General features: G+C 41.5%; 24 protein-coding genes and 1 pseudogene. 22 read left to right on the forward strand and 3 right to left on the reverse strand.

Going from position 1 to position 26416, the window contains the following annotated elements; all coding sequences use genetic code 11:
- The first annotated feature begins 19 nt into the window (after positions 1–19).
- From F9802_RS03475 to F9802_RS03510, 8 genes are all read left to right on the forward strand, one after another.
- Entirely contained in the window at positions 20–790 is a 771-nt protein-coding gene (locus tag F9802_RS03475; RefSeq protein WP_152149705.1) for an SDR family oxidoreductase, read from the forward strand.
- Between the two features lie 19 nt (positions 791–809).
- Positions 810–1625, forward strand: coding sequence for an ATP-dependent sacrificial sulfur transferase LarE (gene larE / locus F9802_RS03480; RefSeq protein ID WP_152149706.1), 816 nt, complete (start codon positions 810–812; stop codon positions 1623–1625).
- Complete coding sequence (locus tag F9802_RS03485; RefSeq protein WP_152149707.1) at positions 1622–3094, forward strand: gluconokinase; 1473 nt, start codon at positions 1622–1624, stop codon at positions 3092–3094. Before larE ends, F9802_RS03485 begins: the two co-directional genes overlap by 4 nt.
- Before the next feature lie 28 nt (positions 3095–3122).
- Positions 3123–3881 carry a nickel pincer cofactor biosynthesis protein LarB gene (larB, locus tag F9802_RS03490; protein ID WP_152149708.1) on the forward strand — a complete coding sequence of 253 codons (759 nt, stop codon included), beginning with the start codon at positions 3123–3125 and terminating at the stop codon, positions 3879–3881.
- Entirely contained in the window at positions 3878–4639 is a 762-nt protein-coding gene (larC, locus tag F9802_RS20055; protein ID WP_152149709.1) for a nickel pincer cofactor biosynthesis protein LarC, read from the forward strand. Before larB ends, larC (F9802_RS20055) begins: the two co-directional genes overlap by 4 nt.
- Complete coding sequence (gene larC / locus F9802_RS20060; RefSeq protein ID WP_152149710.1) at positions 4639–5103, forward strand: nickel insertion protein; 465 nt, start codon at positions 4639–4641, stop codon at positions 5101–5103. Before larC (F9802_RS20055) ends, larC (F9802_RS20060) begins: the two co-directional genes overlap by 1 nt.
- A gap of 239 nt (positions 5104–5342) precedes the next feature.
- Complete coding sequence (locus F9802_RS03505; RefSeq protein WP_152149711.1) at positions 5343–6356, forward strand: zinc-binding dehydrogenase; 1014 nt, start codon at positions 5343–5345, stop codon at positions 6354–6356.
- Positions 6357–6477: 121 nt separating this feature from the next.
- Positions 6478–6984 carry a hypothetical protein gene (locus F9802_RS03510; protein ID WP_152149712.1) on the forward strand — a complete coding sequence of 169 codons (507 nt, stop codon included), beginning with the start codon at positions 6478–6480 and terminating at the stop codon, positions 6982–6984.
- Between the two features lie 240 nt (positions 6985–7224).
- Here the strand turns inward: F9802_RS03510 and tnpB are convergent, their stop codons facing one another.
- Complete coding sequence (tnpB, locus tag F9802_RS03515) at positions 7225–8364, reverse strand: IS200/IS605 family element RNA-guided endonuclease TnpB (RefSeq protein ID WP_152149713.1); 1140 nt, start codon at positions 8362–8364, stop codon at positions 7225–7227.
- Positions 8365–8941: 577 nt separating this feature from the next.
- Here tnpB and F9802_RS03520 point away from each other — a divergent pair.
- The 13 genes and pseudogenes from F9802_RS03520 (at position 8942) to F9802_RS03580 (ending at position 22329) form a co-directional block, all read left to right on the forward strand.
- The gene (locus F9802_RS03520) at positions 8942–10207 is read left to right on the forward strand and encodes a molybdopterin molybdotransferase MoeA (protein ID WP_152149714.1); all 1266 of its coding nucleotides are present in this window, start codon (positions 8942–8944) and stop codon (positions 10205–10207) included.
- A complete protein-coding gene (gene mobB / locus F9802_RS03525; protein WP_152149715.1) occupies positions 10192–10728 on the forward strand; it encodes a molybdopterin-guanine dinucleotide biosynthesis protein B in 537 nt (178 codons plus the stop codon). Before F9802_RS03520 ends, mobB begins: the two co-directional genes overlap by 16 nt.
- Positions 10729–10946: 218 nt before the next feature.
- On the forward strand, positions 10947–11558 hold the full coding sequence (locus F9802_RS03530; RefSeq protein ID WP_152149716.1) for a molybdenum cofactor guanylyltransferase: 612 nt from the start codon (positions 10947–10949) through the stop codon (positions 11556–11558).
- Positions 11559–11802: 244 nt separating this feature from the next.
- Complete coding sequence (locus F9802_RS03535; protein WP_152149717.1) at positions 11803–13335, forward strand: PAS domain-containing sensor histidine kinase; 1533 nt, start codon at positions 11803–11805, stop codon at positions 13333–13335.
- A gap of 86 nt (positions 13336–13421) precedes the next feature.
- A pseudogene (locus F9802_RS03540) lies at positions 13422–13832 on the forward strand (formyltetrahydrofolate deformylase); the annotation flags it as partial.
- Positions 13833–14241: 409 nt separating this feature from the next.
- Positions 14242–15321 carry a putative 2-aminoethylphosphonate ABC transporter substrate-binding protein gene (locus F9802_RS03545; protein ID WP_152149718.1) on the forward strand — a complete coding sequence of 360 codons (1080 nt, stop codon included), beginning with the start codon at positions 14242–14244 and terminating at the stop codon, positions 15319–15321.
- 47 nt (positions 15322–15368) lie between these two features.
- On the forward strand, positions 15369–16391 hold the full coding sequence (locus F9802_RS03550) for a putative 2-aminoethylphosphonate ABC transporter ATP-binding protein (protein ID WP_152149719.1): 1023 nt from the start codon (positions 15369–15371) through the stop codon (positions 16389–16391).
- A gap of 1 nt (position 16392) precedes the next feature.
- The gene (locus tag F9802_RS03555; protein ID WP_152149720.1) at positions 16393–18153 is read left to right on the forward strand and encodes a putative 2-aminoethylphosphonate ABC transporter permease subunit; all 1761 of its coding nucleotides are present in this window, start codon (positions 16393–16395) and stop codon (positions 18151–18153) included.
- Positions 18154–18171: 18 nt separating this feature from the next.
- Positions 18172–18972, forward strand: a complete 801-nt coding sequence (phnX, locus tag F9802_RS03560; RefSeq protein ID WP_152149721.1) for a phosphonoacetaldehyde hydrolase — start codon at positions 18172–18174, stop codon at positions 18970–18972.
- Positions 18969–20084 carry a 2-aminoethylphosphonate--pyruvate transaminase gene (gene phnW, locus F9802_RS03565; RefSeq protein WP_152149722.1) on the forward strand — a complete coding sequence of 372 codons (1116 nt, stop codon included), beginning with the start codon at positions 18969–18971 and terminating at the stop codon, positions 20082–20084. Before phnX ends, phnW begins: the two co-directional genes overlap by 4 nt.
- Complete coding sequence (locus F9802_RS03570; protein WP_152149723.1) at positions 20081–21271, forward strand: saccharopine dehydrogenase family protein; 1191 nt, start codon at positions 20081–20083, stop codon at positions 21269–21271. The genes phnW and F9802_RS03570 overlap by 4 nt, the downstream gene beginning before the upstream one ends.
- A 17-nt stretch (positions 21272–21288) precedes the next feature.
- On the forward strand, positions 21289–22059 hold the full coding sequence (locus tag F9802_RS03575) for a DeoR/GlpR family DNA-binding transcription regulator (protein WP_152149724.1): 771 nt from the start codon (positions 21289–21291) through the stop codon (positions 22057–22059).
- A gap of 183 nt (positions 22060–22242) precedes the next feature.
- Positions 22243–22329: a YjcZ family sporulation protein gene (locus F9802_RS03580; protein WP_152149794.1), complete on the forward strand. Its 87-nt coding sequence runs from the start codon at positions 22243–22245 to the stop codon at positions 22327–22329.
- Between the two features lie 64 nt (positions 22330–22393).
- Here F9802_RS03580 and F9802_RS03585 read toward each other — a convergent pair whose 3' ends face one another.
- A complete protein-coding gene (locus F9802_RS03585; RefSeq protein WP_152149725.1) occupies positions 22394–22924 on the reverse strand; it encodes a hypothetical protein in 531 nt (176 codons plus the stop codon).
- 466 nt (positions 22925–23390) lie between these two features.
- Positions 23391–25040, reverse strand: coding sequence for a PucR family transcriptional regulator (locus tag F9802_RS03590; protein WP_152149726.1), 1650 nt, complete (start codon positions 25038–25040; stop codon positions 23391–23393).
- 555 nt (positions 25041–25595) lie between these two features.
- On the opposite strand from F9802_RS03590, the gene F9802_RS03595 reads away from it, so the two are divergent.
- Positions 25596–26416: hydantoinase/carbamoylase family amidase (locus tag F9802_RS03595; RefSeq protein ID WP_152149727.1), on the forward strand; the 821-nt coding region annotated here is incomplete at its 3' end.

Below are 26416 nucleotides of genomic sequence, written 5' to 3' on the forward strand. Positions count from 1 at the left end.
ACTAGACGGGGGAGAAACAATGAGTACATTATTCGATTTAACAGGTAAAACAGCGGTCGCGATCGGCGGCAACAGTGTTCTCGGTGCATCAATGGCCAAAGGATTGTCGGCGCACGGCGCAAAAGTAGCGATTGTTGGACGTAATCTTGAAAAAGCAAACAGCGTTGTAGAAGAAATTAAGGCGAACGGCGGCGAAGCAAAAGCTTTTCAGGCTGATGTTGTATCGAGAGAATCATTGCAGCAAGCGGCGGCGGACATTGAAGCGTGGTCAGGCGGATGGGATATTTTATTGAATGCACCGGGCAAAAACAGCGCGACTCCTTTTTTTGAACTGGACATGGAGGAATGGGATGATATTATGGACGTGAACTTAAAAGGGATTGTCATCACGTGCCAAATTTTCGCGAAGAAGATGATAGAGCAGGGACGTCAAGGCAGCATTATTAACATTTCGTCCGTTTCATCCACGACGCCGCTGTCTAAAGTATTTACGTATTCCGTATCAAAAGCAGGACTGAACAGCGTGACGCAATTTCTCGCGCGTGAATTCGCATCGGACGGCATCCGTGTCAATGCAATTATCCCTGGATTCTTTCCGGCTGAGCAGAACCGCAAAATTTTGAGTGAAGAACGAATTGAATCGATTATGACTCATACGCCGATGAATCGTTTCGGCGAACCGGAAGAATTACAGGGAGCTGCTGTTTGGCTCGCGTCTGATAAAGCGTCCAGTTTCGTAACCGGCACAATGATCCGTGTCGACGGCGGCTTTGGCAGCATGACAATCTGATTGAAAGGAGAGGACGCTGATGGTAAACGAAAAATATGCCGCTCTACAGGCAATTCTTCGTGAAATGGAGACAGTCGTTGTCGCTTTTTCCGGAGGTGTCGATAGTACATTTTTATTGAAAGCGGCGGTCGACACGCTCGGGGCGGACCGCGTACTTGCTGTGACGGCCGATTCCGAAACGTATCCGACGAGTGAGCTCGAAGAAGCACGTGAACTCGCCAAACAAATCGGAGCGCGTCATCAAGTCATTGAAACGTCGGAACTCGCGATTCCGGGCTATACTGAAAATGACAAAAACCGCTGTTATTTTTGCAAAAGCAGTCTCTTTGACCACCTCATTCCGGTGATGGATCAGTACGGTTTTAATAATATTATTTACGGGGTTATTGCCGATGATCTAAACGAATTCCGGCCGGGAATGAAAGCGGCGAAAGAAAAAGGCATTCGCGGGCCGCTGCAGGAAGCGGACTTGTTTAAAGAGGAAATAAGAGAGCTTTCTCGCCATTTTGGTTTGTCAACGTGGAACAAACCGTCTTTTGCCTGTCTTTCATCCCGCATTGCTTACGGTGAAACGATTACGAAAGAAAAACTGACGAAAGTCGAAAAAGCGGAAGCCTATTTAAAATCTTTGTCTATCCGTCAGGTGCGTGTCCGGACACACGGGGACATCGCACGCATTGAAGTGGAGCAGGCAGACATGGCGCTTGTTTTGGCGCATCATGAAGACATCACGAAAAAACTGCAGCAATTCGGCTATAAATATATCGCTTTAGACCTCGCCGGCTATCAAAGCGGCAGCATGAATAAAGCGCTCAAAAAGGAAGAGACAATATGACAGCAAAATTTGTAATTGGCCTCGATATGGGCACGACGAGCGTCAAAGCGGTCGTCTTCGGCCTCAATGGAAAAGTGGCCGCTGAATCGGAACAATTGACTACTTCATATTATCCACAACCAGATTGGGTGGAACAAGATCCAGAAGAGCTTGCGGTCTCTGCCGCTGCCGCTATTAAAACGGCCATTCAACAGGCAGGCATTCTTCCGTCGCAGATCGCCGCCATCGGCTTTTCATGCGCGATGCATTCCATTATTTGCGTCGATAAAAATGGAGTACCTCTCACGCGTGCCATCATCTGGGCGGACGGACGGAGCAGTGCTCAAGCGGAACAATTGATGGGGGAGAATGGACTCAGCATTTATGCTAGAACGGGCACGCCGATTCACCCCATGTCCCCTTTTGTCAAGCTAAAGTGGATGAATGAAAGCGGCTATGAACCTTATCGGAAAGCCGCTTATTTCCTTTCTGTGAAAGAGTATGTGATTCAAAAATGGTATGGAAAGCGCGTAGTGGATTACTCAATGGCATCTGCTACTGGTATGTTCAACGGGAACACGTTGGAATGGGATGAAGAAGCGCTAAGCGCAGTAAACGTAAAAAAAGAGCAGCTGTCCGAGGTTGTACCGCCGACAGAAGTGCTCTCAGGCATGAAGCAGGAAATTGCAGATGAAATCGGCATTCCGGCTGACTTGCCACTCGTTATCGGTGCGGCAGACGGCCAGCTTGCAAATCTCGGTATTGGCGCCATTCTGCCAGGTGAAGTGACGGTAACCGTTGGGACGAGCGGTGCGGTCCGACAGTGGGCTAAAGGGTTTCAAGTAAATGAAAAACATGAAACATTTTGCTATATGTTTACTGGGGACACTTCTATTATCGGCGGGCCGACAAACAACGGTGGCATTGCGCTTGAGTGGCTGAAAAAGTTAATTAATTACGACGGCACGTACGATGAACTGACGGCGGAAGCAGGAAAAGTGGCCCCAGGCGCGAATGGCATTCTCTTTTTACCATACATAAATGGCGAACGGGCGCCGCTTTGGAATCAGCAGGCGAAAGGAAACTTTTTCGGATTGTCGATTACGCATCAAAAAGAGCACCTCGTCCGCGCGGTGCTCGAAGGCATCACGTTTAATTTGTATCAGATCGGCCAAGCGCTTGAACGGCTGGCCGGTGAATCGAAAAAAATTTACGTCAATGGCGGTCTGGCGCGATCACCGCTCTGGCTGCAAATGATGGCTGATGTGTTCGGAAAAGACATTTACGTGTCAGAGAGTCATCATAGTGCTGCCTGGGGTGCAGCTTGGACCGCACTTGTTGCGGTTGGGGAAGTCGACTCATTTGAAGACATTAAACAAAATGTACCAATGGGGGCAGTGACGAAACCGGATCCGCATGCGCATCTAATCTATCAAGATGTGTATAAAAAATACGCGCGTCTTGTGAACGACTTGTCCAAATACTTTTAAAACTTTTGAATAAGGTGTGTGGAAACTAATGATCGATGACATTTTGGAGCAAGTACAAAACGGCGTATTATCGGCAGCCGAAGCGAAAGAAAAGCTTTCAACTTATGAAAATTTGGGATTCGTGAAAATTGACCATCATCGTAAAAGCAGGCAGGGCTTTCCGGAAATTGTATTTGGCGAAGGTAAAACCGCCGAACATATTTTGGCGATTGTACAGTCGCTGAAGGCGCAGAACGATTCTGTCCTAGTGACGCGTATTTCCGAGAAAAAGGCCGATTACATCCGCAGCCAAGTTCCAGAATTTGATTATAATGAGATGGCCCGCACATTATCATGGAAAAAAGTTGGCGCCAAACGCCGCTTTAAAGAAGGCTATATCGCAATTGTGTGCGCAGGTACGTCTGATTTGCCGGTGGCGGAGGAAGCGGCTGTGACGGCGGAAACGCTCGGCTGTGATGTGCGGCGTATTTATGACGTTGGCGTCGCCGGCCTGCATCGGCTCCTCGATCATATCGACGATATTCGAGGCGCGACTGTGTCTGTTGTTGTGGCAGGCATGGAAGGGGCACTGCCAAGCGTACTCGGCGGTCTCGTGACGAACCCAATCATCGCAGTGCCGACGAGCATCGGCTACGGAGCGAATTTCAACGGGTTGTCAGCGCTGCTGTCCATGTTGAATTCATGTGCCTCCGGGGTCAGCGTCGTCAATATTGACAACGGATTTGGTGCTGCGTATAACGCCGCGCTTATTCACCGGCTGGCGCAAAAAGGAGATGACTCAAAATGAAAACACTCTATTTCGACTGCTTTTCCGGAATTAGCGGTGATATGGTCATCGGTGCGCTCATTGACGCCGGAGCGGACCCTTCTTTTATGGAAGAAGAATTGAAAAAATTGATAATTGAAGAAGAATATAAATTGCAGTGGAAAAAAGTGATTAAAAATGGAATTACAGGCACGAAGTTCGATGTGATTTTGACGGAACAGAATAGTCATCACCACGATCACAGCCATAGTCACGATCACCACCACAGCCACCGCTCGTACAAGGAGATTGCCGGTATGATCGAAGCGGCTGGATTCAATGAACCGGTTACAGCTATGTCGCTTGCTATATTCAAGAAAATTGGCGAAGCGGAAGGACGGATTCATAGTATTCCCCTTGAAGATGTTCATTTTCATGAAGTTGGAGCAGTCGATTCTATTATCGATATTATTGGCGCGGCCATTTTAATCGACCAGCTCAGCGTTCAGTCCATTCAATCCTCTGCAATTACCGCTGGTACGGGCCGGATCCGAATTGCTCATGGCATTTACCCAGTACCCGCGCCGGCCACGCTTGAAATTTTAAAGGGGGTGCCGATCGCCGGTACTGATATTCGCGCGGAGCTCGCTACACCAACAGGGGCCGCCATTGCGGCGGTACTTGCCGATACATTCGGTCCGCTGCCATCGATGACAGTGGAAGCGATCGGCTATGGCGCCGGCACGAAAACGTTCAAGGAACATCCAAACGTGCTCCGCGTTATGATTGGAGAATCGTAATGTCCAGACCGCCTGATCATGAACATCTCGACGATCAAATGGTCAAAATGGAAGTCAATCTTGACGATATTTCGGGAGAATGGCTTGGTTACGTGATGGATATTTTATTTGAAGCGGGCGCAAATGATGTGTATTACACGCCCATTTTTATGAAAAAAAACAGGCCGGGTGTTTTGCTGCAGCTCCTTTGTTCAAAGAGCAGTGTGGATCAAATAAAAGAGATTTTATTTAAGGAAACGACAACGCTCGGTGTGCGCTATTATCCGCTGACGGTGCACCGTCTCGAGCGATCGTTTAAGACGGTGGAAACAAAATGGGGTTCCGTGGCCGTCAAGGAAGGCATTTATGAAGGTGCCGTCGTGCAGCGATCACCGGAGTTTGAAGATTGCCGACAGATTGCAAAAATGCACGGTATTCCCCTGAAAAAAGTCTATGAGCAAGTGTGGAAATTATTGAATGGATAAGACAAAAGACTAAAGACTAAAGACGACTATACAGGCGGAACAAGAATTTCAGATTTCGATTACAAAGGTTAATGATGAATCTCGCCGGCACTCGGCGGGATTTTTATTTTTTGCAGGTGAGTATCATTTAGCTGCATTAATTTGGGGGCTTGTTCAGAACCTGCTTTTAGTGACGAAAGCTGAAGAAGTTGTTGTTTACTGATTATTCAGTTATCATCTTGGTAAGAGGGGGGATTTGAATGAAAGCAATCATTTTAAGAGAAACAGGCGGACCTAATCAGCTCAAATACGAAGATGTGCAAATGCTAGTGCCACAATCTGGTGAAGTGTTGGTGAAGTTAAAGTATGCTTCCTTAAATAGAAGAGATGTATGGATTACATACGGAATGTACCCTGGTATGAAACTGCCTTCCATTTTGGGAGCAGATGGAGCGGGAGAAGTAGTGGCCGTAGGGGATCAGGTGGAAGAAATTGAAGTGGGCAGTCAGGTAGTCATTAACCCTTCCTTGCATTGGGGAGAGAATGAGGCGTTTAATGGGCCTGACTATACGGTATTGGGGATGCCGATAGATGGGACATATGCTCAATACGTCAGCGTCCCATCTGAAAACGTTTATCTTAAGCCAAATTATCTTTCCTTTGAGGAAGCAGCAGCCCTGCCGTTATCAGCCTTGACCGCTTATCGTGCATTAGTTACTAGAGGCAATGTGAAAAAAGGAGAAACCGTGTTGATTCCTGGTATTGGCAGCGGTGTAGCATTGTTTGCTCTGCAAATAGCTGCAGCTATCGGGGCAAATGTGTTCGTTACGTCCAGCAGTGAAGAGAAACTGGAAAAAGCTAAAAAACTCGGTGCTGCAGGCGGGACAAACTATCGCTCAGGTGCATACGTAAAAGACTTAAAAGAGAAGATGGGTGGAGCAGATCTTGTCATTGACGGGGTAGGGGGAAAAACTTTTAACGACATGATTCAATTATCTAAACCTAGCGGAAGGATCGTAAACTTTGGTGCGACAACCGGTCCAATCCCAGAGCTTGTGCTTCCACGAATATTTTTTAAGCATTTGGATGTTAAAGGAACAACGATGGGAAGCCCACGGGATTTTGAACAGATGCTTCAATTCTTCACAGAGCATCAAATCCGGCCGGTTATAGATCGTACTTTTTCCCTTGAAGAAGCTGCCGAAGCCCAACTGTATATGGAAAAAGGCCAGCAATTTGGCAAAATCACATTGAAAATACCTGACGGTGAATGATGTTCAAAAAGGGGATGTGAGGCGAGTAGAGAGTCGGGATTAAACCATGCAATCCTCCAAAAAGGAATACTTCGTACATTTGCAGAATATAATTTGTGGACTTTATCAGCAGGAGGCCACTATGGAAAAAAAGAAATGGATAACAAAAAAAGGGAAGGGAAGCAATGGTACGTTGGTATTAGGAAAGAAGCCAGAGCTTCTCCCGGAAACTGCTTTTATCTCTTTAACGAGAGGCGAAGGGCTGAATTTCTTGCAGCTTTTTGTCAACTACGTGTTAACATTAATGGTCATGAGGCAAATGAAGAAATCCCCTGGACTCATTTATGCGGAATTAAGTGGAGAACTAAAGCGCGGCAAAGGAAATGGGCAAACCATGACAGTTTGGGATGGGAAGTTAATGCCGAAATTTCGAAATAAGAGTTCACATGGATTTGCGATGAAATTCTTTGGCTGGGTGATTCACAGAAGAAATACGAAAACATACTACCTGACTTATTCTGCAAATGAGCAAATTCCTTCCACAACAGAAGCGACAGAGCTAATGAGAAAATATGGGAAATTTTATGATGGAGGGAAGTTGGCAAGAAAAGCGACTTCTCCAAAGATGGAGGATATCATAAACTCTTGAATCTCAATAAAATAATATTCTCCAATTGAACAGCAAAGACGCTGAATTTTGACAAAGTCTTTTTACCCGCAAACTGAATCATCTACAAAAACACCTTTAGAATAGGTGTTTTTTGTCGCTGTGTTGAACCCTCCCGCCACTTAACACTCTTTCGAGCTGTTTGAAGTGGGGGATTCTTTTTTCTGCGAACACCAGTGTATCCACCAGTTATTAAGCAGGCGATCCCCGCAGTTCCTGCGGTTAGGTCGTACAAGCGGCTGACGCCTCCGACAATGCATCTAACTTTAACATTCTTAATGCTTCCTTTTTAAGATTGATGGCTGCATTTATATCCCTGTCATGGTGTGTGCCGCAGGAAGGGCAGTTCCACTGACGCAAGGCGAGGCTTTTTACCTCTTTATGCTGATGACCGCAAGCGGAACAAAGCTGACTGCTGGCGAATGTTTTTGACACCACAACCACTTGTTTTCCATACCATTCTGCTTTGTATTCAAGCATGTGACGGAACTCTGACCAGCTTGCTTCGCTAATCGCTTTGGACAGGCTACGTTTTTTCAGCATATTCGACACTTGCAAATCTTCTATGCCTATGATGTCGTGGTTTTTGACAATACAGGTAGAGAGTTTGTCTAAGTAGTCTTTTCTGGCATGGGTGATTTTCTCATGTAGGCGGGCAACTCGAATCCTTGCTTTATTCCAATTAGATCCGCCTTTTTTCCGTCTGCTCATGATGCGCTGTGCTTTCACCAATCTTTGTTCTAATGTTCGGAAGAATCGAGGATTGCTGAACACTTCTCCTGTGCTTAGAACGGCGAAATCTTTTAAGCCGACATCTATACCAACAGAAGAGTTTGTTTTAGGAAGCTCTTTCACTTCCGTTTCTGTCAGGATAGACACAAAGTATTTTCCGCTTGGATTCCGCCTGATCGTTGCACTTAAAATTCTTCCTTCCACTTCCCGGATTTTGGCAAACTTGACAAGTCCGAGTTTTGGGAGTTTGATTGTGTGCTCCACAATAGCAATGTTCCCATTTGTGTGTTTTGTTTTATAGGACTGTACTTTATTCTTTTTAGATTTAAAACGGGGGACATCATTTTGTTTTTTGAAAAAACGCTCAAACGCATCTGAAAGATGTTCAAGGGAAGACTGTAAGGCTACACTATCCGGTTCTTTTAGCCAGGTGATGTCTTTCTTCAATTGCGTGAGTTGTTTAGAACATTTGTTATAGGACAATCCTTTTCCTGTTTGTTTATAAGAATCGTTCCAAAGAGACAAAAAGTGATTGAATACAAATCGGCTGCAACCGATTGTCTTATTCATCAAAACGGCTTGTTCTTCAGTAGGGTATATCCTGAATTTATATGCCTTGTTCACGATCATAGCTTTCACCTCCTCGCATCTTTTTATATACTTATTATACCATATTAGGAACTAACTTCATATTATTTCAGGGGTGAAATCAAGGAAAATAAACAATCGTATGATGGTTTCCTACAACAATTTTAAAAAGAGTGGACGGATACAAAGAGAAAAAAGATTGGGCACCCGTACACAAACTGTTTTTCATTTATTGCAAGTATCACTCGAACAGTCGGACAATCGAGATAGCCGAGGCTATCCCTTGTCCGAAGGCGATTCACCCCCCACTTAATACTGGGCTGCGCCCTTCACGTATTTGAAGATGGGGGTATTCTCGCCTGAAAATCTGATAAAACTTGTACACACTGTTCAAAAATTGAGCAGTGTTATTTTTATGTGTGATTAATTACTGTAATTAGGATACAATCGGAGTAAGTGAGAATATATGCCATTTTAGCGTGGCTTAGCTTGGCAAAGCAGCCGATACAGCCAAGGTTATCAGTGATTTGCTGTTTGTCAACGAAATCTGTAGCCACGGCGAAGAAAGCCTGCTTGAAGAGGTCTAGAAGAATTAGAGAGGAAAGGGGATTGGAGAACAATGGAGAAAAGAAAACCAATAACTGTTGGCGAAGCGGTTCGAAAAGTGATGGACGTGGCCGGCAGCGGCAATAAAGAAACAGTACATATAAATGAAGCATTCGGGCGCCGGCTTGCTCAGGATATTATCTCCAGTCACCCCGTGCCGCCGTTTGATCGTTCGCCGTATGACGGTTTTGCCATTCGTGCTGAAGATTCCGAGGCTGCGGGCAGAGATAATCCGGTTACGTTTCGGGTAGCGGGTGAAATAGGAGCCGGAGATGTATTTGAAGGAGAGCTGCAAGAACGAGAAGCGGTCAGGATTATGACAGGCGCACAAATTCCGGCTGGATGCGATGCCATTGTCATGTTTGAATTGACTGCTGAGCATTCAGAAGGCGGAAATAAATACATGACGATCAAGCGGCCGTTTAAGTCTGGCGATAATATTTCGTTCAAGGGGGAAGACACCGAAGCAGGGAAAGTGCTTGTTCAAAAAGGAGCGTTTATTAATCCCGGTGTGATGGCGGTGCTGGCAACGTTTGGCTATCATGAAGTCGAGGTGGCCAAAAAGCTGGCCATCGGGGTGTTTGCAACCGGTTCGGAGCTGCTCGATGTGCATGAGGAGCTGCAGCCGGGAAAAATCCGCAACAGCAATGCTCATATGATTCTTGCGCAGATTGAGCGGGCTGGAGCCAAGCCGCTGTATCTTGGCAAACTGCCGGACGAGTTTGATCTTTGCCTATCTGCTGTCGAGGAAGCGCTTCACAAAGTCGATATGCTAATTACGACCGGAGGCGTGTCGGTCGGCGACTACGACTTGCTGCCGGATATTTATAAAGAGATCGGCGCAGATGTGTTATTTAATAAAGTCGCCATGCGCCCAGGCAGTGTTACGACGGTCGCTCAGGCGGGAGGGAAAATTTTATTCGGTTTGTCGGGCAATCCGTCTGCCTGCTATGTCGGCTTTGAATTGTTTGTGCGTCCGGTTATTTATCATCGCTCGTTTTCCACTGCCCAGCATTTGAAAAAGGTGGAAGCGGAACTCGTGGAAGATTTCCTAAAGCCCAATCCGTTTACCCGTTTTGTCAGAAGCGGGCTTGATTATAAAGACGGCTTTTTGCGGGTGGATCCAAGCGGCTTTAATAAATCTAACGCAGTCGCTGTACTTGCTTGCACAGATGTGCTAATGATGCTGCCGGGCGGAACGAGAGGCTTTAAAAAAGGTGATATGGTGGACGTGCTGCTGCTTGATTCCCAAGAAGGCAGTGAGTGGCCGTGGGACTGAACAAGCCGGTTCTTCAAGTGGCCGGCTACCAGAACAGCGGTAAAACAACGCTAATGACTAAGTTTATTCAAGAAGCGAAGCGGCAAGACTGGACAGTTGCTTCTTTCAAGCATCATGGCCACGGCGGTGCACCTTTAATTGCGGAAGATAAAAAGGACAGCGGCCGACACTTTCAGGCAGGCGCGTTAGTTGCAGGCGTAGAAGGCGGAGGGGTATTACAAATTACCGCTGAAAAAGCAGAGTGGCAGCTAGAAGAAATTCTTTGTTTATACGATAATTTCCCTGTCGACCTGTTGCTGATTGAAGGATATAAACAGGCAGACTATCCGAAAGTTGTTTTGGTTAAAGACGACAAAGAATTAGAACTGCTTGACCGCCTCAAAAACATTCAGGCCGTGATCAGCTGGCAGCCGCTCATCATGAAAAAAAAGAGTTACCCCGTTTTTTTGCTTGAGGAAGAAGAAAAGTATCTGGACTGGTTTGTTCAATATATAGGAAAGAAACTAGGATCATTAAAATAAAAAATCATACATAAGGGAATTTCCCCCGATATAGAAAACACTATCTATTTCTTACAATAGCAATTCTTATTCAATCCGCTCCAGGAAAGAGAACAACTATCATTTTGGAGCTTCCATTTAATTAATTATTGCCGTCTATCAGAAAGGAAGAGAAAAATGCAAAGACGTTATTTAAGGCAGAAGCTATTTTCTTCCATTGCGAAGAGGGGCGGACAAAAATGGGGACGATAAAGCGGAAAGAACGAATTGGTATTGTACTTGCCGGCGGGGAATCAAGGAGATTCGGGGAACCGAAAGCTTTTGCGCTGTATAATGGGAGCTTTTTTTATGAGCGGGCTGTACAAGCACTCGCTCCTTATACAGATCAAACCGTGCTCACAGGCCATCCGGCGCTAGCGGCACGATTCAACCGGCAGCCATCTGTTCAGGTTATTGAAGATTTGACACTTTATTCCGGAAAAGGACCGCTGGCCGGATTATACAGTGTGATGAAGCAATTCGATGCCAAATGGTATATTGTCCTTCCATGTGATATGCCGTTAGTCAATACTGAAGTAATAGGCCGGCTGACTGCTGCGTCTGATGAAGCATTTGATGCCATTGTTCCATATATAGCAGGCAAATGGCAGCCGCTTGCCGCTGTTTACCACCGAAGGGTTTTGCCTGTTGTAATAAATCAGCTCACTGCCGGCCATTACCGGATGGTAGATTTTTTGAAAAAAATAAATACAAAAATAGTTACTGAAGTTGATTTACAGTCAGCTGAAGAAATATTTAAAAACATTAATACTAAGGATGCCTACCGCCAATTAATTGCTGATAAAACGTAAATCCGGCCGTTACAGTGGAGGAATGATTGTTATTCCAATTTATTCATAGAAAAGTGACCAGCATCCTTAGAAAGATAGCTGGTCATCTTTTTATCATTTTAATATGCAATTTTAGTCTTATGTTAGGGTAAAGTGTAAAAAAACCCATAAAAGTTACAATTTAATGAATTTTCGTTAAAATTATTGCTTTTTTCTGGTAGACTAAATTGTAACTGTTCAAGAAGTAGGAAAAAGGAGGAATTCAATGAATCCGACAAATATAGAAACAATGTTTATGGACGAAACAATGAATTGGTTTGCCAGCAGGACAAATGATATGTTTTTATTAATGGATGATACCGGGCTCATAAAATATGTAAATCCCACCTTTGAAAAAATTCTGCACATTCCTTTTTCTAAGATGATCAACAAGTCTTTTTTAGATTTTATTCATAATGAAGACACTGCAAAAACGACAGAACATTTACTTCATTTTCAAAAAGATCGTGAATTTAGACCATTTACTAGTCAATGCAAGCGGGTTGACGGGACGTATAATTTAGTGCATTGGGATACGGCAGAAATTACTAAGCAAGGCTGGATTCGAACGATTGGCCACCTTGTGGAAAATGATAAAGAAAAGAAAAATGAAAGCGCTTTAAATAACAATTGGAGAAATAATTTTTTAGATTTTACGGATGGTGCAGGGGAAAAGTTGCTTCTTGATATTACTAAAAACATTACTGAAGTTATTTCCTTATACGATATTAAACAGAACAAATTTCTTTTTATCAGCCCTTCTTTTGAAAGGTTTTGGGGAGTCAGTATTGACGCAATTTATCAAGGTTCTGCTATTTTTCTTGATAAATTGCAGGAAAAAGATAGAGAGAAATTCATTGACCTATTTCATAACCCATCCCGCTTTCCGAGAGAAATAGAATTCCAGCTAAAAGGAAAAGAAGAGGCAGAAGCCCGTTGGATTCGAATGAAAGCTATTCTGACTGCTGATGAGAATGGAACCCCCAACCGGCTTGTTAGTATTTCTCAAGATATTACCGATGTAAAAAAGAGAGATACACTGATGAGTAAATGGGAAAATTCGGGGGTGGTTGGACAACTGGCAGCTGGGATTGCCCATGAGGTCAGAAACCCTTTAACGGCTGTCAAAGGGTTTGTTCAACTGCTGGCCCAAGAAACGGGTAATAAATACAGTGAGATTATTTTATCCGAGCTTGAGCGGATAGGGGCTATTTTAAATGAATTTTTAATGCTGGCCAAGCCTCAACAGGAAATAAAAATGGAAAAAAGAAATATAAATAAAATTTTAAAAGAGGTTGCTGCTTTTATAAAACCGGAAGCGCTATTAAATAAAGTAGATATTATTGTAGACCCAGACAAATCCCTCCCATTTGTGAATTGTGAGGCTAAGCAAATCAAGCAGGTTATTATTAATTTGATCAAGAATGCTATTGAAGCAATGCCAGCCGGTGGAAAGATTCATATAAAAACACATACTGCTCATAATGGCTATGCAGCTATAGAAGTAAAAGACGAGGGAGTGGGCATATCGAAAGAGCGCCTTGAGCGTCTTGGAGAGCCTTTTTATTCTAATAAAGAAAAAGGGATGGGTTTGGGACTAATGGTGAGCAAAAAGATAATAAAAAATCATAAAGGAACCATTACTTTTTCCAGTGAAGAAGGAAGAGGCACAACAGCTTTAATTCTTCTGCCGCCGGTCATTGATGTCGGACATGGTTCTTTGAGAAGGAGAGGTGACAGATGCAACTTACCAAACTGAAGAACATCGAACTAAACATATCCAGAATTGGATTAGGTACAAACTTGTCTTCTTTTTTGCACAAAATTAAATTATAACGTTTATGAACGAAAGAAGAGGCTGAACATAAAGCCGCAGAACTTATGAAAGGAAAAGTAGACTTTATTGTTCTGGCAAGGTATATGCAAATTCTTTCTCCTAATTTTATATCCAAATATCCAAATCAAATTATTAATATCCATCACTCTTTCTTACCGGCATTTGTAGGAGCAAACCCTTATGCAAGAGCTTTTAATCGGGGGGTTAAGTTAATTGGAGCAACTGCACACTATGTCACCAATGACCTTGATGAAGGACCAATTATTGAACAGGATATCTTGCGGGTTAATCATCGCTATGCAGCAGAAGATTTAAAGGTGGCCGGACGTCATGTGGAAAGAAGTGTTCTTGCCCAAGCTGTTTCTTGGCATGTTGAAGATAAGGTAATTGTTCATGGCAATAAAACGATTGTATTTTGAAGGCGGAGTCGTCCCGCTTGAAGATGAACAGCTGACTGTGGCGTTTTAATTATTCAAAAGAGACAGTTTATCCGGGATTGGATAAGCTGTCTTTTATTCATTCCAAACTGATTGATGGCTTTTCAAACCTCCTCTTTCATCATAATATCACCCTATTTTTTCTTCTAAATCGTGGTTGAAACCTATTTCTACATCAATTGAATCAATAAATAACTATATTTTTAAGGTGGGCAGCACGCTAGTTTTAGTTGTTTTCATAGTCATAAAAACAACTAAAACTACAAAAAAACAGAAGAAAACAAATTTTTAATATTTACTTACAACTACTTAACCTCAAATTAATACTGGCTTAATAATGTGGTTTTATATTGTATTTAGAAATAATTTTTCCGAAAAAGGAGTAAAAACAATGAAAAACCACATTAAAAAATCATTCATTGTGTTATCAAGTGCGATGATGCTGGCAGCATGCGGTCAAGACACTAGCACTAAGACGGATGGTGAGGGGGCTAACTCTGAGAATCTATCGGGTGAGTTAACGGTTTATACAGCGATTGAAGAAGAGTTAATTCCTCAATACTTAGAGACATTCGAAGAGAAGTATCCGGATGTAGATTTGAACATCGTACGTGACTCAACAGGAGTGATTACAGCAAAGTTATTAGCTGAAGGGAAAAACACGGAAGCAGATGTTGTATGGGGAACAGCAGCATCAAGTTTATTATCGCTCGAAAGCAAAGATATGCTTGAAGGATATACACCGAAAGAAAGCGACAAGATTCTCGCCCCTTATAAAGACAGCGAAAAACCTGAAAAGTGGGTAGGCAACACAACATTTATGACAGGAATTGTCGTCAATAAAGAAGAGTTGAAAAAGAGAGGAATAGACGCTCCAAAAACATATGAAGATTTATTAAAACCGGAATACAAAGGTCTGATCGTCATGCCGCACCCGGCTTCATCAGGTACAGGATTCTTAACGGTATCTGCTTGGCTGCAAATCATGAGCGAGGAAAAAGGCTGGGACTACATGACGAAGTTACATAAAAACATTGGTACATACACTCACTCTGGTTCGAAACCGGCCAAGCTTGCAGCCTCTGGTGAGTATCCAATCGGCATTTCATTAGTATACAGCGGCGTGCAGCAAAAGCAAGAAGGTGCACCTGTTGAAGTCGTATTGCCAGAAGAGGGACTTGGCTGGGATGTTGAGGCCAATGCGTTAATCAACAAAGATGATAAAGAGAGTGACGAGTTAGCGAAAGCATTCCTAGATTGGGCTGTGACAGATGATGTCATGAAGAAATATTACGATGCAAACGGCTTCTCGACAATGGAAAATGATTTTGAAAAGCCTGAAGGGTTCCCGGAAGGCGTTGAAGAGAAAATGTACAAAGACAATAATTTAAAAAAGGCAGCAGAAAATCGCGACGCCATTCTTGAAAAGTGGGAGGAACAATACGGCAGCAAAGCGGAGCCGAAAGAATAATAAGAGCGAAAGACTATTTCACTATTATTCAAAAAGGAGTTTTTACGTTGAACAACAGTTATTTAAAAATTGCCGGCATTCATAAAAACTTTGGTTCATTTACAGCGTTAAATGGGATTTCGATTGATATAAAGAAAAGCGAGTTTGTTTGTCTGTTAGGACCAAGCGGATGTGGAAAAACAACGCTGCTAAGAATTATTGCTGGCCTTGAACAACCGACTGCAGGAAGCATCTTTATTAATGGAAAAGATATGACATACATGCCGCCCGCTAAACGAAACTTTGGCATCGTGTTCCAATCGTATGCTTTGTTTCCCAATTTAACTGCTCTGCAAAACATCGCTTATGGATTAAAGGCAAAAAAAATACCTAAAAAAGAAGTGAAAGAAAGAGCGTTGGAGGCGCTGGCCCTCGTCGACTTACTGCATGTCAAAGATAAGTACCCGGCTCAAATATCGGGGGGGCAACAGCAGCGCGTTGCGTTAGCCCGGGCCATTGCATTATCACCCGACTTCCTGCTGTTGGATGAACCGTTGTCAGCCCTTGATGCAAAAGTTAGGGAGAGGCTGCGCCGGGAAATACGTTTTATTCAAGAAAAGCTGCAAATTACAACAATCATGGTAACGCACGACCAAGATGAGGCGTTAACGATGGCAGATAAAATCATCGTCATGAACAATGCAGAAATCATGCAGGTCGGAACACCGCAAGAAGTGTATAATACGCCTGCCAATCCATTTGTAGCTGATTTTATCGGTTCTATTAACTTTTGGAAAGAAAGTAGGAAGGGAAAAAACGAAGAGAAAACAGCCGCGATTCGCCCAGAGCATATTCGCCTTTCCAGAACTGACGGCATACTCGCAGAAGTAGAAGACGTGGAATTTCGCGGACCGATCTACCGTTTGGAATTCAAAGTGAAAGATTCTTCCTCGCATTTGTACGGCCAGTCGATCAAGGTGGATGTTTCTACACATGATGTAAATCATCTGAAGTTAGTTAAGGGAATGAATATCCATATTTCGTTGCCGGAAGAAAGTATTCTCGCTTATAACGAATTGGTGGTTAGTTAATATGGAGGCCGTTGAGAAAAGCAAACGAGTTCAGTCATTTACAAAAACAAAGAGTCAGCGTGCCGGCAAAGAAGAATGGCTTCAGCGCGCACTCATCATCTTGATGCTTTTGTCATTCTTATCTGTATTAATCTTCCCGTTAGGAACGTTATTTGCGAAAGCCTTTCAAAATGAAGAAGGAACATTTATCGGAATAGCCAACTTTGTAAAATATTTTACAACACCATCTTTAGTTCAATCGTTTCAAAACACGTTGTTCATCGCAACGATGACAACAGCCATTTCTGTTACGCTCGCCTTTATGTTTGCTTACTGTTTAGTAAGAACGAATGTAAAAGGGAAAACTTTCTTTCGGTATACGGCTTTACTTCCGCTGTTTGCGCCTACGATGATGCATGGAATCGCCCTTATGTATTTATTTGGAAACCAAGGACTTGTGACGAAAGGGTTTTTCGGGACGATACCAGGAATAGAAATTGATTTATATGGACCCGTTGGAATTATCATGGCCGAAGTCATCTATACATTTCCACAGGCGTTCTTGATCATGCTTGTTGCGCTAAACGGTTCCGATAATCGTCTATATGAAGCAGCCAATACATTGGGAGTGAGCAAGGCAAAGCAATTTATCACTATCACTCTTTCCAGTGTGAAATACGGCTTAGTCAGCTCCATGCTCGTAGTATTTTCCCTTAGCTTTACCGATTACGGAGCACCAAAAGTAGTGGGGGGACAATATAACGTGCTGGCCACCGACGTGTACAAGCAAGTCATTGGTCAGCATAAAATGGAGATGGGCGCAACGGTCGGATTGATCTTAATGCTTCCTGCATTGATCGCTTTCATCGTGGATCAACTGACGCAAAGAAAACAAGTGAGCTATGTTTCGTCTAAATCTGTCCCTTATCAAATTAGCCAAAATTCTAAAAGGGATTCGTTATCATTTGTTTTTTGCTCCATTATTTCCGCCTGCATACTGATTTTGTTTGCAGCCGTCGTTCTGGCGGCAAGTGTCAAAGTATGGCCGTATGATATGAGTCTTACATGGAAGCATTTCGAATTGAAAAGCTATACAGGAGATGGGTTTACAGCTTACAAAAATAGTTTGATCGTGGCAGCGTTGACAGCTGTGATTGGCACCATTTTTACATTTGTCTTCGCCTATGCAATTGAAAAAATCAGGCGTATGGCCGGCGTGAGAAAGTTTGGCCACTTTTTATCGATTATTCCGCTTGCTGTACCAGGTCTTGTCATTGGCTTAAGCTACGTGTTCTTTTTCAGTCAGCCGAAAATGAACATACTTGGCTGGACAGTTTCAAATCCGCTTAATTTTTTATACGGATCAATTGCCATCATTGTGATCGCAAATATTCTTCACTTTTACTCAGTAGCCTATGTGACAGCTGTGACAGCATTAAAGAAGCTGGACCGTGAATTTGAACTTGTATCGGAATCAATAGGTGTTCCGTTTTACAAAACGTTCTTTAAAATTACTCTGCCGATGTGCCTGCCGGCAGTGCTTGAGATGGCCATGTATTTCTTTGTTAACTCTATGGTGACGATATCAGCTGTTATATTTCTTTACACAGCCGACTTCAAATTAGCCGCTATCTCCATTGTTAACATGGATGATGCCGGAAACCTGGCATCCGCAGCTGCCATGAGTGTCTTAATCATTTTTACCAATATTGTTGTTCGCGTTTTATATGAAGTCGTAACGAAACTTATCCGCCAGAAAAATATGAAATGGCAAAACCAATAAAGAAGGGATGGAATTTAAATGAAAAAAATTGAAGCAATTGTTTTTGACTGGGCAGGTACAATGATTGATTATGGTTGTTTTGCACCGCTTGAAGTATTTTTGGAGATTTTCCGCAAGAGAGGCGTTGAAATTACCGTTAATGAAGCAAGAGAGCCGATGGGGATGTTGAAAATTGAACATATCCGCGCGCTTTGTGACATGCCCCGCATTCGACAAGAATGGGTGAACGTACACGGGAAAGAGCCGGTGGAGCAAGATATTGTGGAGATGAACGATGATTTTGAGTCGATCTTGTTCAACATTTTACCCGATTTTACTACTCCAGTTCCGGGTGCCGTTGAATTAGCTGCACGGTTAAGAGAACGAGGCATTAAAATCGGTTCTACAACGGGCTACACGAGAGCCATGATGGAAATTGTTATGCCAGAAGCAAAAGAAAAAGGTTACTCACCGGATTGCTGTTTCACAGCAGACGATGTAAAAGCCGGCCGTCCCGCTCCATGGATGTGTTACCGGAATGCGATGGAATTAGACGTTTATCCGATGAATCGCATGATCAAAGTAGGGGACACAGCAATTGATATTCAAGAAGGAAAAAATGCCGGTATGTGGACAGTAGGTGTGATTTCAGGAGGCAGTGAAATGGGATTAACGCAAGAAGAAGCGGCGCAAATGGATCAGGTGGAATTAAAGCAAAAAATGGACATCGTTCGCCAACGTTTAGTGGAAGCGGGTGCTGATTTTGTCATTGATCAAATTTCAGAGCTTGATCAAGTAGTGGATGCATTAGAAGAAAAGAAAGAAGGAGAGTTAATATGAAAAACCCTTACTTACTCTTAACGCCAGGTCCATTATCTACAACGAATTCAGTTCGTCAAGCAATGCTGCGTGACTGGTGCACATGGGATAATGAATATAATCAGCTCGTTCAGGACATTCGTCGTCGGCTTGTGGGGCTAGCGACATCGCATAAAGATTTATATACTGCTGTCTTAATGCAGGGAAGCGGTACGTTCTGTGTAGAAGCGACGATTGGAACGGTGATGCCGAAAGACGGTGGGAAACTGTTAATTGCTGCAAATGGTGCGTATAGCGATAGAATTGTTCAAATGTGTCATGTTTTAGGTATTCATGCAGTAGTTATTTCATTGGATGAACGTGAACCCATTCAAGCAGAAGCGATCGAACGTCTTCTTCAGGAAGACGAAGACATCACCCATGTGGCCATCGTTCATTGTGAGACGACAACGGGTATGTTGAATCCCATTGAAGACGTATGCCGCCTTGCGAAGCAATACAATAAAATTACAATGGTTGATGCGATGAGCAGCTTTGGCGGTGTTCCAATGGATGTTCATAAGCTGCACATCGATTTTCTCATCAGCAGCGCTAATAAATGTATTCAAGGAGTGCCTGGGTTCGGCTTTGTCATCGCCAAACGTGATGAGCTGGCCAAATGTAAAGGAAATGGACGTTCCCTTTCGTTAGATTTATTCGATCAGCACGACACGATGGAAAAAGACGAAGGCAAGTGGAGGTTTACGTCTCCAACCCACGTAGTAAGAGCCTTTTATCAAGCGTTACTGGAGCTTGAAGCAGAAGGCGGCGTCGATGCACGCTTCAAGCGTTATGAACAAAATCAAAAGCGTTTAGTCGAAGGAATGAAGGAGATTGGTTTCGAAGCATTGCTAGACGAGCAGCATCAATCACCAATTATTACGTCATTTCTTTACCCAGATGACTCTAACTTTACGTTCCAAGATTTTTATCAATCTCTTAAAAAACGCGGATTTGTGATTTATCCGGGTAAAATTTCAGAAGTGAATACGTTCCGAATCGGTAATATTGGCGAAGTGTATATAGAAGATATTGAAAGATTATTAGAAGCTATTCAACAAACTGTACAATTAAAGGAAGTAGTGAGAGCATGAGAGTATTTTGTTTAGGCGGAGCAGGGAAAATTTGTCGTGAAGCGATTTTGGTTTTAGTTCAGCATTCTGAATTTAAACAAATCACCGTTGCCGATTTTAATGAAGAAGAAGGAAAAAAAGTCGTCGAATGGTTAAATGATCCACGTGTGAACTTTGTAAAAGTGAACGTATTTAATCATGAAGAAACAGTGGAAAAGATGCGCGGTTACGATATTGTTATGGATGGGACAACTATTACGTTAAACGGTTTGTCAACGGCTTGTATCGCTGAAGCGGGCTGCCATGGCATTAACTTAAATGGTTTCGGCGAAGAAGAACATTCTCACGATATATTCGTCAAAAACGGAAAAACATGTTTGCCAGGCTTTGGTATGACACCAGGATTAACACAAATGATGGCGGTGCATGCAGCAAACCAATTAGATACAGTGGAGGCCGTTCGTGTAAGCCACGGTTCTTTCCGTCCAATCGCATTCTCAAAGTCGATCGCGGAAACAACCACATATGAATACGATCCCAATTTGCCGACACGTGTTGTGTATGAAAACGGCGAGTTTATCCAAGTTCCTCCATTCGCCCGTCCGAGAGAAATTCAACTGCCGGAGCCATATGGGAAAACTGTTCAATATATTATTCCTCATGCCGAAACAAAAACTCTGGCAAAAGCGTTGAATGATAAAAATGTGAAACTGATTGAAGTTCGCGGCACATGGCCGAAGGAAAACATGGAGCTTGTTCGTGCCCTTTATAACTACGGTTTTTTTAAAAATGAAAAAATTAACATGAACGGTCAGGAAGCAGGAATTTTAGATTGCATCAGCGAGTATTTATATCAATCTGAAAAAGGAAATAAAACGGAGTTATACGGTTATGCACTTCACGTTGAAATAACAGGCACAAAGGACGGCAAACATTATCTACATACATTAACCCATACTCATCCTCCTTCCGATGGTTCAGTCGAAGGGTGGGAAGACTTGCGTGCCTATACGAGAAACGTTGGCATTCCTATGGCCATTGCGACGGAACTGATTGCAAAAGGAATGGTGGACAAGAAAGGTGTCATTATTCCAGAAGAAGCATTTCCTCACCCACAGGTGATTTTTACAGAATTAGAAAAACGTGGTATATTTGTTCAAGAAGAGATGAAGGAACTCGAATCTTTAAATGATATGATCTTAGCTTAAAGCAAGGAGTAAGGTACATGTCTTTATTAGCAGAAGAGCGAAAAAAGAGAATTATTGGACTCATTGAGAATCAAGGACAAGTCAAAGTGAATGATCTGGCAAAAAAATTTGATGTATCAACAGAAACCGTCCGCCGCTATTTAGAAGAATTAGAAAATGAAAAAAAATTAAAAAAAGTGTATGGCGGTGCGGTGAAAATGGAGTCTGAAACAACAGAACCATCTATGTTTGAACGTGAAATATTAAGAATAGAAGAGAAAAAGCGTATCGGCAGGAAGGCTGCTTCCTTTATAAAAGAGGGAGAAGTTATTTTCATCGATGAAGGAAGTACAACGCTGCAGATGGTCTTATCACTCAAAGACTTGTCGGATGTGACGGTTATTACGAACTCTTTTCCACTTGCGGCTATCTTGATGGATTATGAAAATAAGCAACTTTTTAAAGGTGAAATTATTTTTCTTGGTGGACATATCAGAAGCAAGCATTTTCGTGCCTCGGGCTCACTGGCAGAAAGAATGGCGAAGGAATTTTATGTGAACAAAGCATTTATTGCCATTGACGGCATTCATCCAGAATCCGGGATCACAAGTTTTGATTTAGAGAAATGTTTATTATCGAAAATTTATATTAACAATGCAAACGAAACGTTTGTCCTTGCTGACCATTCAAAACTTGGAGTAAAGGCAAATTATAAAATCGAATCACTCAAACGCATCACTTGCCTTGTCTCGGATGTTCCGATGCCGAAAGATTGGGAAGTACGAGACGTATCATGGATCGATTGTTAGTGATTGGAAAAACATGCAGGTATACAACTTGCATGTTTTTTTGGGTTTTGGCACAAGAACCCCTTACCCAAATTAAAATTCCGCATAGTACCTAATATACTTGTCCTATACAAACTTTAATGTAGAAGCATAACTTATTAATGTAAGAGCTCTTACAAAAAAAATTGAAGAGGAGGTATGAATATGTCTGGTTACGGTTATGGAAATGGATTTACTTTAATTGTTGTATTGTTTATCTTATTAATTATTGTCGGAGCAGCATGGCTCTAATAAGATAGGAGTTTTTAGAAAATAAAAAGGGGGCTGACTTATCAAGGTATAAGTCAGCCTCTTTTTATTCTGCATCTTCATCTTCATCTTCATCTTCATCTACATCTACATCTACATCTACATCTACATCTACATCTTCATCCTCATCCTCATCTACATTTACATCTTCTTCTGCATCTTCATTCTCACTTTTATGATAAAGTTTGGTTAAAAACATTATGATTTTTAATAGTTTTTCCATATCGAAATCAAACTTATCGATTATGCTAAAAGGATTTTTGAATTGTATTGGTGGGGGCATCCCTGTTATTTGCCGGAAGATTATATTCAACAATTCTTGTTGTTGTTGTTCTATTCTTTTTAGCATTGTTTCTTGTGTTTGCACCTGTTGTAAGATTTTATTTAATGTTTCTTGTTGTTTGGTTCTTTTTAGCATTGTTTCTTGTGTTTCTACTTGTTGTAAGATTTTATTCAACAATTCTTGTTGTTTTGTTCCTACTAGTATCGTTTCTTGCGCCTCCATCTCTTGGAGAATTTTATATAACACTTCAGTTTGCTGTTCCATCTGATTCTCGATTCTTTCGTATTTACCCATGGTTTACTCTCCTTTCTTTTTTCTTATGAAGGTGAATGCAACAAAAAATAACGACCCAATAATAATTTAAGAATGAATAGTATCAATATATTTTCTAAGACACTTGAGTTAACTTATTTTAATAAGCTAGTCTAGAATATGCTATGTTTAACAACAATGCGATGTATAGGCAAACGTTTAGAGATGGATTTTTTGGTTATGTATAACGAGGAGAAATAAAAATAAGGGGTACTCCTTTATCTTGAACCTGATAATAAAGGTTTACGCCATCTATATTTACTATAGGCAACGAATTACACAATATTATAGTGTTAATCCAAGACTAAAAGCCGATTAATTCCCCAGCGTAAGGAATTAATCGGCTTTTTTCATTACTTAATTAATAACCGGCCCAGAAAATGTCTTGGTTGGCACACGGCGCACGAAGTATTGCACTTAACTTGACAAACCCTCTTATTACTGCTATTTAAGTTAAAAATGAACGCATAAGTAAAGCCATACGTAAATGAAGTGAGTTTTGTGAATCATGGACAGAATAACCGAAAATTTCTTCACATTTGGTAATTCTGTATTTAACGGTATTACGATGAATATACAATTTCCTAGAGGTAATGGCAATTTCACAATTGTTATCTAAATATACAATCAATGTATTAACTAAGTCTTCCTCATCTTTATTTTTCGGGTAGGAGAGAGAGCGCAACGTATTTTCATAAAACTTCCGCAGATTTTCCTCTGGAATTAATCGAATCATTTCTTTTAATTGTTTTGTTTCATAAAAGTTTATAAAATTATATTGAAATAATCCTGCTCCATGTTCCCATGCTTCTACTGCCTCTGCATATGTAATCGGAATATCAGTAACGTCATTAAAAAAGCTGCCAACCCCAAATGAGAGCGAAATTTTTAAATTTGAATAAGCTTCATGCTGAAATTCCTTCAGCCTTTCTTCTATTGAGTTTTTAATGGGGTCATCAATATTCTTTGAATATTGCATCAAAATAACAAAATAAGCATCCTTCATAAAAACAATATTTTTAACATCTACCTTCAAAAATGATTTCTTCAAAGATTTATATAAATAGTCGTATAATCTGTTCAATATATCTGAACCTTGCTGTAAAGTGCTTTGCTTATCATCATCAACCTTACAAACAATGCAAACATATTTCAAGTTGTCAACTAAGCCATACTGTTTTCCTCTATGAATAATTTCTTGTTTAGTAGAAATGTTTCCATCAACGAGGGAAGTAAAAAAATTATTTTCTAACAAACGACTGTTTTCTTTGATCGCCTCGTTTTTAAGCAATGTGAATGAAATGACTGTTGATGCTTGCTCAATAGCTAATTGCGAAGAAGGGTATGGAAGCTTCTCAGGATTAAAAATAATTAGTAAATAGGGATATAGATACATCGTTTTTACTTGGAATATTCCTATAGAAACATCTGTAATATGTGCATTTAGGCCGGAAATTGTGAGTTTGTCTTTCTCGCGGTATGTATCAATATCACTTTTAAAAAGCTCCTCAACAATTTCCATTAACATGTTCATATTTCCTGTGTGGAAATGGTGGGAAAAAGAAATCACGTCACCAATTGGATCTAGTAGGAGGACAGGGCATTTTAATAGAGATCCGAGGTTTTCGATCAACGCTTGCAGACTATAGCCCTTTATCATCATATTGGTGAATTTTTTGTGTACATGAATTGCATAAAATAACTCTTCAATTTGGTTATCCCATATAAAGCTTAATAATTGGTGAGCGACCGTACCTAATGTTAATGATTCTGGAATCTGGATGATTGGGAATTCTAATAAATTAGCTAAGTCGATTACTTCTTCGGGAATTTCATCAATGAATCTTTTTAACTTTATAGCAATCCCTGCACAGGGGCGCTCATTAATTTGTGAAATGAGACTGCACAGTCCTTGAGGATCGTCTTTAAAGGCATATCCCGTGGTTAATAGCAAGGAGTTCTCAGCTAAAAAGTGGATGACATCGGGTGTTTCTGAAATCTCTATGGACTCAACTGCTCTTTTGAGCCCGGCATGCCCAGCAATGATTGTTGCTTCTTGGAACACATCGACAATAAATAAATCCTCAACCTTTTTCATCACACACCTCTATTTCAACTTTTTTGACCACTCTTATTTCCAAATTAGGATCGTGAGTTCAAGCTATAGATTGTTTCTTTTAAACAAAAACGACAATGCAAACTGTTTACATTGAATAATGATTTTGTTTATTAATTTTCTTAAAATCAATTGTATACAGAATTACTGTTTGATGAAACTATTTTTCAGAAATTTTTAGTAATTAATCAGGAAAGGGAGTATGAATATGTTAAACGAACTAAATCCTTCTTTACGGACATTAAGGAAAAGTAACAACAACGATCGTCAATGGGAATGTTGTCTTTGAAAATGGAAACGTTACTGTTAAGGAAAAAACAGAAATCAAATCTTAAGCAAAACCATTAAAGAGATAACACATTCTTTATTTATAATAGCTAATAATTAATAGAGTTTTTGTTGATTAGTGATAATGACTCATGAAGTGAAATTGTTTAAAATTTAAGCTAGAAGCTTAATAGATTCCAATTCAAGCTAATTATCCCCGCAAAATCGGTAATGAATTTTACGGGAATAATTTAAGGGGGAATGATAGCTATGGAAGGGCTAATTAAATATGACGGAAAGCTTGAAGTTGAAAATCTGGCAGAAGAGGTCGTTGATAAGCTCGAGTGGTTAGGTAGTTTTGGAAAAGATCCAGCCGGAGGAGTTTCTCGCTTTCTCTATTCAAAAGAATGGATTGATGCCCAGCAGGCTTTAAAGCGCTGGATGGAAAGCGAAGGCCTTGATGTGCAGTTTGATCAAATTGGGAATCTGAGCGGAACATTAAAGGGGAAAGATACAAATGAGACGATTCTTACTGGTTCTCATATTGACACAGTGAAAAATGGCGGGTTATATGACGGCCAATATGGAATTGTGGCGGGGATCCTCGCGATAAAGTATTTGAAGGAACATTATGGACAACCGAAACGAAATCTTGAAATCGTGTCTTTAGCAGAGGAAGAAGGCAGTAGATTTCCTTATTGTTTCTGGGGATCGAAGAATGTCGTGGGAATGGCGAGCTGGAAAGATGTAGAAACCATTACGGATTTTAAGGGTGTTCCTTTTGTTGAGGCGATGAAAGAGTCAGGGTTTGCTTTTAAAGACGAATCAAAAGTTTCGCGTCAGGATTTAAAAGCATTTGTAGAAATTCATGTTGAACAAGGGAATGTACTGGAGAATGAAAAAAAATCCGTCGGTGTCGTACATAGCATTGTCGGGCAAAGACGTTTTACGATTGAAGTAACAGGCGAAGCAAACCACGCAGGAACAACGCCGATGGGCTATCGTAAGGATGCTGTCTATGCCGCTAGCCATATGATCTATGAAATAATCAGTTTAGCGAAGCAGCAAGGTGATCCGTTAGTTGCGACAGT

Source organism: Bacillus aerolatus (assembly GCF_009183655.1).
Taxonomy (GTDB): domain Bacteria; phylum Bacillota; class Bacilli; order Bacillales; family Domibacillaceae; genus Pseudobacillus; species Pseudobacillus aerolatus.